Source organism: Patescibacteria group bacterium (genome assembly GCA_041650995.1).
Taxonomy (GTDB): Bacteria; Patescibacteriota; Patescibacteriia; order XYB2-FULL-38-15; family XYB2-FULL-38-15; genus JAHIRI01.
This window is the reverse complement of record JBAZJZ010000002.1, coordinates 16,720-30,307: the sequence shown is the minus strand read 5'-3', so window position 1 is coordinate 30,307 and position 13,588 is coordinate 16,720. Positions and strand designations below refer to the sequence as shown.

The following is a 13,588-nucleotide window of genomic DNA, read 5'->3' as shown; positions in this document are numbered from 1 at the left end:
GGGTACTTAGGTACTAATTGGGAAAGAAACCTTAATCTCTACTTCCCTTAATATTAAATTGTTTAGATAATTATATAGATAAAAGAACCGGGTTGCTTTTCTAAATTAATTATCTTATTTACATTATTATTATACCATTATTTTTTAAAAAAGTCAATTACAAATGTGAACAAATTTTAGTTCAAGGGATATGTGTAAATTAATATATACACAATGTTAAGATTATTATTTACTTTTTAATCATACTAACTACTGCGTCCCTCGGGGATCACCCCATCCTTACAACACCAATACTCGTCTATTTCCTCCTACACCAATAAATTTCTCAGCAGTTATCCACAAAAATTAATTTCCGTCACTCATTTTATGATAAAATTAAAAAACATAATAAATTAATTTTTAATGAATTATGCTTTCACTCGATTTTATTGCTGGTCTAATTGTTGGAGAGGGTTCTTTTATGTGGGTAAAACAAAATAATCAAGAAGTTCCCGTTTTCCAATTAAAAATGCACGCCTCGGATAAAGATCTGGTTAAAATGGTTCGTGATGGATTAAATTTAAAGGAAAACAATACATATCTATAATCATCAAAATCGTCATTATGCCCTACTTTTGGTTAGAAAAAGAAAAACGATAAATGAAAAAATTATCCCATTGCTTGAAGGCCGTCTTTTTGGCATGAAAAAAATTCAATTTGAAGATTGGAAGAAAAAATTTGAACAGCGAGAAGAAAACTGGTTATATGGGTTTCTCTAAAAGTGTTTCACCGGGCAACAAAATGTTTAGCGTGAAACATTTTTAAAAAACGCCCTTTATTTTAGGGCGTTTTTTCGTTTTTTTGATAATATTTTTTTGCTTTTGGCCAGATCCATAAATCTATTGAAGCTTGCCCTGAACTAAATTTTCTTTTCCAAATCTTTATATCTACTTGTTCGTTTCTACCATCAGGAAATTCCATTTCATCTCTCCAAAAAACATTTTCTTCTTCCAAGCTAATCCCCTTCTTCTGCTTTTGTTAAGATTTCAGAAATCTTTGGCTATTTTCCCTAAATCGCTCCAAGGAGATTTACCCCAGGGAGAATCGAACTCCCGCCTCCGCAATAGCCAGTATCAATAATTTAGGTGGACCCAGGGAGAATCGAACTCCCGCCTCCGCAATGCGAATGCGGCGTAATACCACTTTACTATGAGCCCAGGTCCACCCAAATCATTGATTTTTTAAAAAAACGTTAAATATTTAAAATAAATGCCTATTTTTTATAAATTTAATTTTAGATAAGCTGCCGTGCAGCCGTAATACCGCTTTACTATAGGTGCACAAAAATTAAAAAACACTTGCCTTAAAGACGTTTTACATGCCCCCGGAGGGAATTGAACCCCCATCTCACCCTTAGGACGGGTTTGCTCTATCCGTTGAGCTACGGGGACAGGGGATAGTATTTTTATAGATATAGAAATATTTTCTTATTTTTCCCTAAAATAAAAAGAAATCAAGTGTCGTAAAATATAAATGCTCGCTTTTTCCTCTTTTTCACCTTAATCTTATAATAATTACTACAAATATTTTCTTATTCTTAAAATAAGCTCTTTACGACTATGCTTATTTTCTGATATAATCTTAATAAAGAATTAACGAAAAGTCAAAATGGAGATTTATTTATTTATCGCTGCCGCCATAATTATTGCCGCCCTGGCAACTATTTTTTATTTCCTTAATCGAAAAATTAAAGAATTAAAAGAAGGGAGTCGCAATGACCAATCTCTCATCCTTCTCCAAAATCAAATCAGTGAACTAACCAAGGCAGTAGACGCTAAACTTACTGAAAGTCACCGGGCCGTTCAAACCCAATTTGGCGAGAGCAGTAAAATTATTAAAGATGTCACGGAAAAATTAACTAAACTTGATGAGACTGGAAAGCAAATCGTGAATTTTGCCGGACAACTTCAGAGCCTTGAGGATATTTTAAAAAATCCAAAACAGCGAGGAATTCTCGGCGAATATTATTTAGAAACAGTTTTAAAAAATGTTCTTCCACCAACCGCGTATCAAATGCAGCATAAATTTAAAGACGGAGAAATAGTTGATGCTGTCATTTTTTTAGGCGAACAGATTATCCCAATTGATTCAAAATTCAGCTTGGAAAACTATAATAGAATTGTTGAAGAACGCGATCCAAATGAGCGAGAAAAATTAGAAAAACTTTTCAAGCAAGATCTCAAAAACCGAATTGACGAAACCGCTAAATACGTACGGACAGAAGAAGGGACTGTTGAATACGCGTTTATGTTTATCCCTGCGGAAGCAATTTATTATGATCTTCTAGTAAATCAAATTGGCGCGGTAAAAATTAACACTCGCGATCTCGTTGAATATGCTAATCGCGAAAAGCACGTGATTATTGTTTCGCCAACCACCTTTCATGTTTACCTCCAACTCTTCGCCGAAGGTCTGCGTCGAATGAAAATCAGCGAATCGGTAAAAGATATTATCAAAAGAGTAGGGGATTTAGGAAAACATTTAAATGCCTACGATGAATATTTTATAAAACTCGGCAATCATCTTGGCACTACAGTTGGCGCTTATAATACCGCTTCTACGGAATTAAAAAAAATTGATAAAGATGTTATTAAAATTGCTGGTGGCGAAAGTCAGATAGAGCCGCTTCTAATTGAAAAACCTAAAATTGAGTAGTCAGTAAAGCATTGACAAAAAATAGCCATTTGGTAAAATAACACTACTAATTATTTGATAAATCAATATTCTCTCAGACATTTTACATTTTGCACTTTGCATTTTAAATTTGACTGAGTGAAACAAAGGAACATGCCGATTAAGAAAGCAAGTTTTAAAGACTTAAGACAAAGCAAAAAAAGGATGGCTCGCAATTTAAAAATAAAAAACATCCTAAAAAAAACTACTAAAGAGGGGCGCAGATTGATTGAGGCAAAAAAAGCGGAGGAAGCCCAAAAAATAATTAAACAATCAATCAAGGAGATAGATCGAGCAATCTCGAAAGGTATTATCAAAAAAAACACCGGAGCCAGAAAAAAATCTAGGCTCATGAAAAAACTTAATACGCTCTTAAAAAAGTAAAAAATATTAAATAAAAAACCGCCCCAATGACTCGGGGCGGTTTTAAATTATTTACGACTAACTTCTATTTTTTCATAACTAAAAACATCCCAAAACAAATAGCGAAAATCCCCGCTATTCTAATTGCCGTGATTTGCTCTTTGAAAAAATACCAACCAAAAAATACCGTGGCAATGTACATCAAGCTAGTAGTGAAGGGAACAACAAAAGTGAGTTCACCTTGATTTAGAGCCTTGACCCACAGAAAAAATCCGACCACATAAAGCAACCCTCCTAACCATAAATTTTTGTTAAAAAGAGTGGACCACTCCAACCAACTGATAATGCTTGCCTTTTTAATAAAAATTTGCGCCGAAGCGTTTAGAAGAGCAATGAAGGCTAACTCCAAAAAGAAAAAAACTGTCATACGGCTATTAAAATTTACTAATAAATAAAAGTTTTATTCTATATTTATTTTATTACGTTAAACAAACTTCGGCAATAAATAACTCCAAGAACGCCCGGGGATTGAAATTTCCTCTTTTCATTTTCCTGTCAATGGCCAGCAACTTACCATATATTTTTTTTAATTCCGGCAGAGAAAAATTTTTTATTTGGTAAAGAGTTTTTTGAACAACGTATGGGTGGAGTCCTAGTTCCAGAGAAATTTTTTGTTTTACGCCAGGATCTCCCGCGGAAAGAAAAGGGAAGTCAAGGGCAACTAATTCTTTTATTTGTAATAAAATTCTGAACTGTCTCACAAGCATCGCAAAAATATATCCCTCTCCGAGGCCGGCTTCTATTTGTTCGTTTAAAATTTTGAAAACTAATCTTTTATTTTTAGTACCAAGAGCGTCAGTTAAAGAAAAAATATTTTCATCAAACTTTCCTTTGACAAAAAGCTCGACATCTGCGACAGTGATTAGACCATTTTTTTCTTTCCTTTGCCCAACATAAGCAGCCAATTTATCAAGTTCGCTGCTCATTTGCCAGAGGTCAGAACCGACCAAACCAATAAGCGCCTCCGCGGCTCGTGCATCAATTTTTAAATTTTTTTCCGCCACCGCCTCGGCAATCCATTTCCGCAATTTTGGCGCGTCGAGCAAATCAAACCTCTCCGCCTGTTTCGGCTTGGCCAAAAATTTAAAAATCGCCGTTCTTTCGTCGGGTTTTTTATCCTCCCAAAAAATGACAACCGTTCCGTCAGAAATTCTTTTTTCTTTTAAGAAAGCAACTACCTCATCAAATTTTTGGCCGCGTTTTTTTAAAAAATTTTCAACGACTACTAATTTTTTATCATATAAAAAAGGTGCTGCTAAAATTTCTTTTTCTATATTCTTCCACAAATTTTTCTCTCCATCTATTCTAATAAAATTAACGCGGCTCTTGTCGGCTTTTTTAAATTTTTCTTCAATCTGCTTCAATTTTTTGCGCGAACGATAATTGTCTTCACCGTAAAGAAAAAAAATCATACTTTATATTTTATATTTTTTCATCTCACCCCAATTTTCTCCGACTTCAATTTGAGAAGTAAGCGGCACTTTAAGTTTTACCGCCTCCGCCATAGTTTCTTTAACAAAATTCGCGACCTTTTTTATATCAGAAGAGGCAACTTCAAAAACTAATTCATCATGAACTTGTAAAATCATTTTTGAGGTAGGGCTAATTTTCGGCAGTCCCGCGGCGATTTTAATCATTGCCAATTTCATAATATCCGCAGCCGTGCCTTGGACAGGCATATTAATAGCCATCCGTTCGGCTTCGGCGGCAATCTGGGGAACAGGGGAATAAATTTCCGGCAAATATCGGCGGCGGCCGAAAAGTGTTTCCACATATCCTAAGTCGCGAGCCTTTTGGCGCGTCTCTTCCAAAAAATTTCTGACGCCTTCATAAACAGTAAAATATTTGCCAATAAACTGTTTTGCTTCATCAATCGTTATTCCGGCGCCAGAAGCGAGCGCTCGGGCGCCCATACCATAAGTTACGCCAAAATTAATGGTTTTCGCCGCCTGCCGTAATTGGGGCGTCACTTTTTCCGGAGAAACATTCCAAATCTGCGAAGCGGTCTCCTGATGAATGTCGGCTCCGGCCCGAAAAGATTTAATCATATTTTTGTCATCAGCAAGCGAGGCAATTACCCGCAAATCAATATGGGAATAATCTGCGGCTAGAATTTTAAAACCGCGAGGCGCGACAAAAGCCTTTCTGACCGCTTCCGCCAACTCACCCTTGGCGGGAATATTTTGTAAATTTGGGTTTGAGGAAGAAAGGCGACCGGTCGCGGTAATTGTTTGATTAAAGCTAGTATGAATTCTACCGGTCTTGGGATTTATAAGTTTTGGTAGCGCTTGCAGATATGTGGAATTTAATTTTGCCAATTCGCGATATTCCAAAATTAAATCAATGACGGGATGCGCTCCCTTTAACTTTTGCAGTTCACTAGCGGCTGTGGAAATTCCGGTTTTTCCGCGGGAAAGTCCAGCCGTCTGAATTTTTAATTTTTGGAAAAGAACTTCCCGAAGCTGGATAGGGGAGTCAAGGTTAAATTTTATCTTGGTTAACTTAAAAATTTTTTCCGAAATTCTTGATAACTCCTTCTCTGCTTTTTTAGAATATTTCTTTAGAATTGCCGCATCAATTTTTACTCCGTCAGTTTCCATTTGGGCCAAAACCGGAAGCAAAGGCATTTCCAGATTTTCAAAAAGTTTTAAAAGATTATTTTCTCTTAACTCTTCTTTAAAAATTTTGACCAAACGCCAAATCGCTTCTGTCCGTTCACCAGAGTAGGCAGCTATTTTTTCCCGACCCACTTCTTCGAGATTTTTCCCCCCTTTTCCCTTACCGATTGATTCTTCAATTGTTGTTATTTTTTCTCCAACTTTCGCCGAAGTTAGATCGGAAAGTTCATAGGTTTTAGCGCCGGGATTTAAAAGATAAGCGGCGATCATTGTGTCAAAACTCGCGGCCGCGAGTTGAATTTCCTTTTCATATAAGACCTCTATGCCGCGTTTCAAATCATGGCCGTATTTAAAAATCTTTGAATTTTCAAAAATAGATTTAAAATTTAAAATTTCTGATTTAGAGCAAGGGATGTAAAAAGATTTTCCTTCTTCAAAACAAAAACTTACACCAAAAATTTTCGAAATGGAAGGGGACTGCCCCTCTGTTTCAATATTAAAAACAAAAGCTCTTTGTTGAGCGAGCTTTTTTGCGAAATCTTCTATTTTTTTCTGGCTATCAATTATTTCTACCTTGATCATATTAACCGCAGTGAAGACGATTTAATTTTCATAATAAATTACTCTGCGCGCCACCGGCTAATTCATCAACTTTTTTAAGAAGTGACATAAAACCCAAATCTTTAAAAATTTTCGCCACTGAGCCCGGATCAATTTTTATTTTGCAGTCTCCAAGATAAAAATCTACCGGCGCATCTGAAACTAGTGTCACCAACTTTTTACCTAAAAAAACATTATCTTTTTCTTTTTTCAAAATTTCTATTAATCGCGGTTTGAACTTTTCCAAGCGAGTATCATTTTTTTCTATAGCTTCATACATTTTCTCAATTGACCCAAATTCTTTGATGAGCGCGGCCGCGCCGACATCGCCAATACCCTTCGCGCCGGGAATATTATCCGACGGGTCACCGCGCATCGCCTTAAAATCATTTAATTGATCTGGTCTAAGCTCATATTTTTTCAAAACCGCACCTTCATCATAAATAACCGTATCCGTGATACCTTTGCGCAAAGCGTAAACTTTTGTATTGTCATCTACCAACTGCAATGTGTCCATATCGCCCGTAACGACAATTGACTCCACGTCAGGTTTGTTAACTTCTTTATTTTTACAAATCGTGGCAATCACGTCATCGGCCTCAAAACGTTCTTTCTCATAAATCGGCATCCCAAACGCCGTGACAATTTTTTTAATAATTGGAATTTGAGCATAAAGTTCATCTGGTTGCTTCACGCGGGTAGCTTTATATTCAGTATACATTTCGTGGCGGAAGGTTTTTTCTTTCCTGTCAAAAGTTACGGCCGCATATTTTGGTTGGATATCTTTCAACGCCTTCATCAAAATCAAAGTGAAGCCATACGCGGCATTTACCATTTCGCCAGTTGGCGTTGTGAGCGGCGGCAAGGCATGCCAGGCGCGATGAAGAATCGCATTGCCGTCAATAATAATAAATTTATTTGCCATGAATCAAAACTAAAAATTCCAATAAAACCTGGAGGCCACGGCCGGAATTGAACCGGCGCATAGGAGTTTTGCAGACTCCTGCCTTACCACTTGGCTACGTGGCCAGGGATCCCTCGATATTGCTCGGGATGAAAGTGCCGGATAAATTACCCGGCACTTTCAATTTAACAAAAAAGGCTGCCTTTGGCAACCCTTTTTATATTTCTTCTTTATTTTTCGTCTTAGTAAATTTCCATTTTAAGAGTTCTAACGCCGAATTGCTTGGCTGCTTCACGAGTTTCCATCCAGATGTCAGCGCGGTAAGTATAGCGTTGATTCATCCGATCTTCAACTACATAAACCTTATCCCCTGAGTAATCCGGAAAACGAACTTTTGTGCCAAAGCGTAAAAAGTTCGCAGCTAAAGTTCCGTCATGAACCCAGGTACCATTAGCCGTGATAAATGGGGAGTCGTCAGTCTGATCAGGAGTACTGGAGTAAGCAGTCACAGTAACATAAATTACCTTTACAGGCTCCTTATCCTCGGCACGCACGAGATGACCCGGTTCGTCTTTTGAAGCCATTTCTTCCAAAAAAGACTCACCGGCCATGGCGGTAAAAGAAGGAACCAAGCTATCGGCCGCTGTGGCCTTAGGAAACATCAAATCGGCAAAAATGGCTAAAATAACAGCAAAATGCACTACATTTGGCTTTTGCTTCTTTGATTTCATAATTTTGGATAATTTTTTCATTTTTGTTTTAGTTTTAAAAAATCCCTCATTTTGGGGACTTTTTAATATACCATATTTTGGCTATTCTGTCAACCCCTTCACCCTCACTCCCTCATACTGGCAAATCATCTCAGATTTGGAGATCTGCCTTTAATAAATTTCTAAAAATATCAGGGCGGCTAACAATACCAATTAATTTTTTATTTTTTACAACGGGCAGGCGATGAATTTTAGTAGTGAGCATTATTGATCCCGCTTCCAAAATTTCTGCGTCGGGATCAATGGAAATAATTTTTTTAATCATTAATTTTTCTACCATTATTCCTCGCTTGGCCTCTACGCGATGTTTAATTTTTTCTTTGCCAAGCCAAAGGCGGACGTCTTTTAAAATATCCCTTACGTCTGGATACAATGCTCTGAATAAATCTTTTTCTGAAAGCATACCTACTAATTTTCCTCGCCCATCAACGACTGGCGCGCCGCTAATATTATTTTTAACGAAAATTTGAGCCGCTTCAATTAAAGTCTGCTCCCTTTTAACTGTGATAACTTTTTTAACCATTACATTTTTTATTTTCATATTTTATTCAATATCTAAAAATCTCATTAAATAGACTATGACCACCCCCAAAATGAACATCGCTAACGTACCAATTGATTCTTTAATCTTGGTAGTTTTTCTAATTTCAGGAAGAAGATCAGAAGCACCTATATAAATAAAGCCACCAGCCGCGAAGGGAATCAACACATTGACAAAACTTTCCGAGGCATTGGCCAAAAAATAACCAATAATTCCGCCTGCCACTGCCGTGACGGCACTCAAAAAATTCATAAGAAGAGCTTTTTTCTTTTGAAAACCGGAATAAAGAAGCGTACCAAAATCGCCGATTTCTTGAGGGACTTCATGTAAAATAACTACAGCCGTCACAACAAGCCCTAAACTCGTACCCTCCACAAAAGCCGCGGCAATGATTAAACCATCAATAAAATTGTGAGCCCCGTCGCCCAAAAGCGTCATATAACCAAAAGTGTGAACTTCGCACTTCTCCTTATGGCAATGTCTCCATTGTAAAACTTTTTCTATAATAAAAAATGCCACAAAAGCAACGAGCACCCAAATAAAAATCGGCTTACCATCTGCTTTTTCTATCGCCTCAGGAAGAAGGTGGATAAAGGCGCCGCCCATCAGAGCACCCGAAGCCAACGCCACGAGCGTAAGCAATATTTTCTCCAAATATTTCTCCCGCAAAGCCAAAGTAAAAACACCGATCAATGAGATCAAACTGACAATAATTGTACTTCCAATAATCCAAAGCAGGGGATTCATATTTTATTTCTTTATTTTTCAAAAAAGCGGGATACCAGAATCGAACTGGCGCCTACTCCTTGGAAGAGAGTCGTACTGCCACTATACTAATCCCGCACTATTTAAAGTTCCGAATTTTTCGATGTCCCGCGTTGGAGGATCTTCTCCAAAATTTCACACTCATCTTTTGGTAATCGAGTCACAGCTATTTTTATATTTTTACAATCAATTTTTCTGCCTTCTTTTTTGACTAAAGCTATTGCCGTCGCCCGATGATGACCTTCGAGGCAAACTAATTTTCCATTATCTTCTCTAACTAACCCGATAAATTCCGTGGGGCAAGGAAAATTTCTTGCCAAGGCCGCAACTGCATCATGATTTCTAAAAAAATCGTAATTCTTGGGGATACTTAGCAATTCTTCAAAGGAATTTTTGTTCTTTTCTGGCAATCTTCCTTGCCATCCGCCGTATGGACCAACAAGCATCGCTGAAATATCATTTATAGGATCCGTAAATTCATAAATTTTCCAAACCCGTTTTTCTGCGTCAATTTGTGCGGCTGAAAATCTTCTCCATGATTCCCAATCCGGCCAACCTTTAATTTCCGTGGCAGTCCTAATCCATCCGGGGTTATTAGCCTCGCGATTTCTCCATTTTTCAAAAACCTCTTCCCAGGTTGTATCGCTAATAAATTTAAGCATAATTTATCCAAATCGGGGTGCCGGGAATTGAACCCGGGTCTCATGCTCCCAAAGCATGCATACTACCGTTGTACTACACCCCGGTTTTAAAACGCGAAATGCCGGGGGTGAGAATCGGACTCACGACGCAAGGATTTTCAGTCCTTCGCTCTACCACTGAGCTACCCCGGCATACTAAAATATAATATAAAAATTTCCTTGCTTAATTCTTTGGTGTAATTCTTTGGTGGGCGCGGGAGGAATCGAACCTCCGACCTCGTCATTATCAGTGACGCGCTCTAACCGACTGAGCTACGCGCCCATAAACCCACCAAAAGTGTTTCTAAAATGATAACAAAAATGATTGGTTCTTGCAAGAGTTTACCAATCATTTTTATTTTTGACGACTTGAAGTAATAGAAGTACGGCTTTCTGTCTTTTTTTCACACCTAATAACTGTTGAAAGTTTCAAATAAATGAAACTTCGACCAATCTTGTCCCGTGAGGGGGACAATATTATTTTCTCCCTAGAAAGGAGGTGATCCACCGACAGCTTCCGCTACCGGTGCCTTGTTACGACTTCGCCCCTATCATCGAGTTTACCCTCGTTGCCCTTGCGGGCCGCTTCAGGTACCCCCGACTCTCTTGGCGTGACGGGCGGTGTGTACAAAACCCGAGAACGTATTCAACGCGCCGTGGCTGATGCGCGTTTACTAGCGATTCCGGCTTCATGAGGTCGAGTTTCAGACCTCAATCCGAACTGGGATCGGTTTTATGGGATTAGCTCCACCTTACGGTTTGGCAACCCATTGTAGCCGACCATTGTAGCACGTGTGTCGCCCAGGACGTAAGAGCCATGCTGATTTGACGTCATCCTCACCTTCCTCCCCCCACTTAATTTTCCAAAATCGCCAAATAAAATTGACGACTCATAATTTTTACGAACAATGAAATAAATTTCACTGCTCTGAAAAACTAAGTGGGGGGCAGTTCGGCCAGATATAGTAACTGGCCGTGAGGGTTGCGCTCGTTTCCCGACTTAACGGAACATCTCACGACACGAGCTGACGACAACCATGCAGCACCTGTGCTGGAATCCGATTTAACGGTCCTCTCCCGTTTCCGGGTGAATACTTCCAGCATGTCAAGCCCTGGTAAGGTTCCACGCTTATTGTCGAATTGAACCACATGCTCCACCGCTTGTGCGGGTTCCCGTCAATTCCTTTGAGTTTTAGCCTTGCGGCCGTACTCCCCAGGCGGGGTACTTAACGCGTTAGCTTTAGTATACGGCACTGAGAGGGTCGATACTCCCAATGCCCAGTACCCATCGTTTAGGGCGTGGACTACACGGGTATCTAATCCGTATCGCTACCCACGCTTTCGTCCCTGAGTGTCAGAACTGTTCTAGCAAGCTGCCTTCGCATTTGGTGTTCTTGCCGATATTAACGCATTTTACTACTACACCGGCAATTCCGCTTGCCTCTCCCAGTCTCTAGTCTTATAGTTTCCTCGGCGGTTCTCGAGTTGAGCTCAAGAATTTAACCGAAGACTTACAAAACCACCTGCGGACCCTTTACGCCCAGTAAATCCGGATAACGCTCGAGGTCTCTGTATTACCGCTGCTGCTGGCACAGAGTTAGCAACCTCTTATTCCTCTGGTACGGTCAGTGTTCATCCCAGAGAAAAGCAGTTTACAACCCGAAGGCCTTCATCCTGCACGCGGCGTCGCTCCCTCAGACTTTCGTCCATTGGGGAATATTCTCGACTGCAGCCTCCCGTAGGAGTGTGGACAGTGTCTCAGTTCCACTGAGGCGGGTCGCGCTCTCACGCCCGCTACTCGTCATAGCCTTGGTGCGCCATTACCGCACCAACTAGCTGATAAGCCATAGGCCCCTCCCAAAGCGACTCTTGCGAGCCTTTCTTTTTCTGACATATGTCAGAAAACCACATGTGGTATTAGCCCTCCTTTCGGAGGGTTGTTCCACACTTTGGGGTAGGTTACCAATGTGTTACTCACCCGTTTGCCACTAGTACAATCCTTGCGGACCGCACTCGTTCGACTTGCATGCCTTAGACACGCCGCCAGCGTTCATCCTGAGCCAGGATCAAACTCTCAAAAAGAGTATTTGTTGTTCAAGATGAAACTAAATACTTTATAAGGTCCCGCATTTCTGCGGGATGTTCTAGTTTGAGAACTAGAACAAATTGGCGTACTTCTATTACTTTAAGTTGTCAAAGAAATGGATACTAAATGTCGCTATTTCTAGCGACAAAAGTATATTACAATGTTCTTTCTAAATTGTCAATTTTCAAATATGTGTTTGGCTGTTTTTTGCTTAATTATAAATCAAAAAACGCAACAACTTTCAAGAACAAGTGTATTTTAACTCCTTTGATTTTTTGTGTCAAGACCCTTTTCCACACTTTTTCCACAATTAAAATATTCAAATAAAAATTCTTCTTGTTTGTCATTCCCGTACCGCATCAAGTGCGGGGTAAACTCCAGCGGGAATCCAAAAAAAATAATTTACTGGATCCCCGAATTAAATCCGAGGATGACATCTTAAATAATATTATTTTATAAAAAATTTGAAAATAAAAAAAGAGGGCAGATCGTAGAAACCTGCCCTCGCGGAATGTGGTCCAAAACGCCAAGGCCTCAAGTTCCAAAGAACCAAAGACTCAAGGCGTCAAGAGACACACTACTGAAGGGAACCCGAACCGAAGTTCCGAAGCGAATTGTCGACGTCGTCGGCGTTGAGGTGAACCTTGCCGTAGTCGCGGTCGAAGTTGAGGCACGGAGCGTAGCCGAACTCGCCCTCGCCGTCCGGCGCAACTTCCAGGTCGAGCGCGTCCACGAACGGAATCGTCTTGCCGTTCATGGAGGTGGCCCAGCGCGGATGCAGAGCCGCGATCAAGGGCAGTTCCTGCCCCATGCCCATGAGTTCCGTGGAACCCTGAACGACGCGCGCGTCACGCACCGCGATATCCTGGTAGGCGCGACCGAGTTCGGCCACGGCCCAGCGGAGACCCGCGGGGCGCGGCTTGGCCTTCTCACGGGGCCGCACGCCCTTGGGCGTCATGACGAGGCCGTCCCACTTCCAGGTTCGCTCCTCGCCGTGAATCGCGACGCAGGCCTCCCAGTTCCGCTGGAAAGTTGTGAGCGCGTCGCCCGTCTCGTAGAGCAGGACGACCGCGTAAAGGACGTTCTTGCCCGAATCCGGCGCGGTGGGCGGGGCCCCCAGAGCGGCGATCGCTTCGGCCGTGATGGCCGGATCGCACCAGAGGAGACCGTTGAGCCGAAGAAGGATCTTCACCTGCTCCTCGGGCGGCGTGAAAAGACGGTACTTCTGGATGGCCGCCACGATGTCGGCCCGCATCGCCTCGTTCGCGGCGATTGCGGCGTAGTCGTCCGGCGTCACGCCATCCTGCTGCAGTTTCAAGAGCACCTGGGTTTCGTCTCCCCGCCGCAAATCGGCGGTCAGCGTCGGGCTCGCCTTCATGGCTCGCCCTCCTTTCTTTTGGCTCGTCCCGCAGTACTGCGGGACTGGCCGTTTTCTGTCGGCGAAATGCCAGACAGATTGCCTCACCCTTGAGGACAACGCTTTATATTA

At 40.9% G+C, this 13,588-nt stretch carries 12 protein-coding genes, 7 tRNA genes and 1 rRNA gene; 2 read left to right on the top strand and 18 right to left on the bottom strand.

The genetic code is table 11. The annotated features are described in order from the left end of the window. Nucleotides 1–409: 409 nt before the first annotated feature. Nucleotides 410–586 carry a hypothetical protein gene (locus WC445_03315; protein ID MFA5128966.1) on the top strand — a complete coding sequence of 59 codons (177 nt, stop codon included), beginning with the start codon at nt 410–412 and terminating at the stop codon, nt 584–586. 233 nt (nt 587–819) lie between these two features. Here WC445_03315 and WC445_03310 read toward each other — a convergent pair whose 3' ends face one another. The 3 genes from WC445_03310 to WC445_03300 form a co-directional block, all read right to left on the bottom strand. After that, entirely contained in the window at nt 820–993 is a 174-nt protein-coding gene (locus WC445_03310; GenBank protein ID MFA5128965.1) for a hypothetical protein, read from the bottom strand. 132 nt (nt 994–1,125) lie between these two features. Beyond that, a tRNA-Ala gene (locus tag WC445_03305) sits at nt 1,126–1,196 on the bottom strand. Between the two features lie 162 nt (nt 1,197–1,358). After that, nucleotides 1,359–1,430, bottom strand: a tRNA-Arg gene (locus WC445_03300). Nucleotides 1,431–1,647: 217 nt separating this feature from the next. Between WC445_03300 and WC445_03295 the strand changes: the two genes are divergently transcribed. Further along, nucleotides 1,648–2,694: a DNA recombination protein RmuC gene (locus WC445_03295; protein ID MFA5128964.1), complete on the top strand. Its 1,047-nt coding sequence runs from the start codon at nt 1,648–1,650 to the stop codon at nt 2,692–2,694. Between the two features lie 466 nt (nt 2,695–3,160). Here WC445_03295 and WC445_03290 read toward each other — a convergent pair whose 3' ends face one another. The 15 genes from WC445_03290 to WC445_03220 form a co-directional block, all read right to left on the bottom strand. Further along, on the bottom strand, nt 3,161–3,502 hold the full coding sequence (locus WC445_03290; protein ID MFA5128963.1) for an EamA family transporter: 342 nt from the start codon (nt 3,500–3,502) through the stop codon (nt 3,161–3,163). Nucleotides 3,503–3,554: 52 nt separating this feature from the next. Further along, nucleotides 3,555–4,547, bottom strand: coding sequence for a DNA polymerase III subunit delta (holA, locus tag WC445_03285; protein MFA5128962.1), 993 nt, complete (start codon nt 4,545–4,547; stop codon nt 3,555–3,557). Nucleotides 4,548–4,550: 3 nt separating this feature from the next. Then, nucleotides 4,551–6,335: a DNA polymerase I gene (gene polA / locus WC445_03280; protein MFA5128961.1), complete on the bottom strand. Its 1,785-nt coding sequence runs from the start codon at nt 6,333–6,335 to the stop codon at nt 4,551–4,553. Nucleotides 6,336–6,363: 28 nt separating this feature from the next. Continuing rightward, nucleotides 6,364–7,278 (bottom strand): 5'-3' exonuclease H3TH domain-containing protein, encoded by a 915-nt coding sequence (locus WC445_03275; GenBank protein ID MFA5128960.1) that lies wholly within the window; start codon nt 7,276–7,278, stop codon nt 6,364–6,366. Nucleotides 7,279–7,307: 29 nt separating this feature from the next. Then, nucleotides 7,308–7,382: transfer RNA gene (locus WC445_03270), tRNA-Cys, on the bottom strand. A 117-nt stretch (nt 7,383–7,499) separates the two neighbouring features. After that, nucleotides 7,500–7,988, bottom strand: coding sequence for a hypothetical protein (locus WC445_03265; GenBank protein MFA5128959.1), 489 nt, complete (start codon nt 7,986–7,988; stop codon nt 7,500–7,502). 130 nt (nt 7,989–8,118) lie between these two features. Continuing rightward, complete coding sequence (locus WC445_03260) at nt 8,119–8,568, bottom strand: CBS domain-containing protein (protein MFA5128958.1); 450 nt, start codon at nt 8,566–8,568, stop codon at nt 8,119–8,121. A 3-nt stretch (nt 8,569–8,571) separates the two neighbouring features. Beyond that, nucleotides 8,572–9,315, bottom strand: coding sequence for a ZIP family metal transporter (locus WC445_03255; protein ID MFA5128957.1), 744 nt, complete (start codon nt 9,313–9,315; stop codon nt 8,572–8,574). Between the two features lie 25 nt (nt 9,316–9,340). After that, a tRNA-Gly gene (locus tag WC445_03250) sits at nt 9,341–9,411 on the bottom strand. 5 nt (nt 9,412–9,416) lie between these two features. Further along, complete coding sequence (locus WC445_03245; protein ID MFA5128956.1) at nt 9,417–9,995, bottom strand: hypothetical protein; 579 nt, start codon at nt 9,993–9,995, stop codon at nt 9,417–9,419. A gap of 12 nt (nt 9,996–10,007) precedes the next feature. Continuing rightward, nucleotides 10,008–10,078: transfer RNA gene (locus WC445_03240), tRNA-Pro, on the bottom strand. 16 nt (nt 10,079–10,094) lie between these two features. Continuing rightward, nucleotides 10,095–10,166 (bottom strand) — tRNA-Phe (locus WC445_03235). A gap of 53 nt (nt 10,167–10,219) precedes the next feature. Then, nucleotides 10,220–10,296: transfer RNA gene (locus WC445_03230), tRNA-Ile, on the bottom strand. 209 nt (nt 10,297–10,505) lie between these two features. Further along, nucleotides 10,506–12,095: ribosomal RNA gene (locus tag WC445_03225) — 16S ribosomal RNA — on the bottom strand. Between the two features lie 581 nt (nt 12,096–12,676). Further along, nucleotides 12,677–13,477, bottom strand: a complete 801-nt coding sequence (locus tag WC445_03220; GenBank protein MFA5128955.1) for a hypothetical protein — start codon at nt 13,475–13,477, stop codon at nt 12,677–12,679. Between the last annotated feature and the right edge of the window lie 111 nt (nt 13,478–13,588).

What these genes read in the sequence shown, in the direction of transcription:
- WC445_03295 (MFA5128964.1), top strand. Translation starts at nt 1,648, where the DNA reads ATGGAGATTTATTTATTTATCGCTGCCGCCATAATTATTGCCGCCCTG.
- polA (MFA5128961.1), bottom strand. Translation starts at nt 6,335, where the DNA reads ATGATCAAGGTAGAAATAATTGATAGCCAGAAAAAAATAGAAGATTTC.
- WC445_03260 (MFA5128958.1), bottom strand. Translation starts at nt 8,568, where the DNA reads ATGAAAATAAAAAATGTAATGGTTAAAAAAGTTATCACAGTTAAAAGG.
- WC445_03255 (MFA5128957.1), bottom strand. Translation starts at nt 9,315, where the DNA reads ATGAATCCCCTGCTTTGGATTATTGGAAGTACAATTATTGTCAGTTTG.
- WC445_03315 (MFA5128966.1), top strand. Translation starts at nt 410, where the DNA reads ATGCTTTCACTCGATTTTATTGCTGGTCTAATTGTTGGAGAGGGTTCT.
- WC445_03265 (MFA5128959.1), bottom strand. Translation starts at nt 7,988, where the DNA reads ATGAAATCAAAGAAGCAAAAGCCAAATGTAGTGCATTTTGCTGTTATT.
- holA (MFA5128962.1), bottom strand. Translation starts at nt 4,547, where the DNA reads ATGATTTTTTTTCTTTACGGTGAAGACAATTATCGTTCGCGCAAAAAA.
- WC445_03275 (MFA5128960.1), bottom strand. Translation starts at nt 7,278, where the DNA reads ATGGCAAATAAATTTATTATTATTGACGGCAATGCGATTCTTCATCGC.
- WC445_03245 (MFA5128956.1), bottom strand. Translation starts at nt 9,995, where the DNA reads ATGCTTAAATTTATTAGCGATACAACCTGGGAAGAGGTTTTTGAAAAA.
- WC445_03220 (MFA5128955.1), bottom strand. Translation starts at nt 13,477, where the DNA reads ATGAAGGCGAGCCCGACGCTGACCGCCGATTTGCGGCGGGGAGACGAA.
- WC445_03290 (MFA5128963.1), bottom strand. Translation starts at nt 3,502, where the DNA reads ATGACAGTTTTTTTCTTTTTGGAGTTAGCCTTCATTGCTCTTCTAAAC.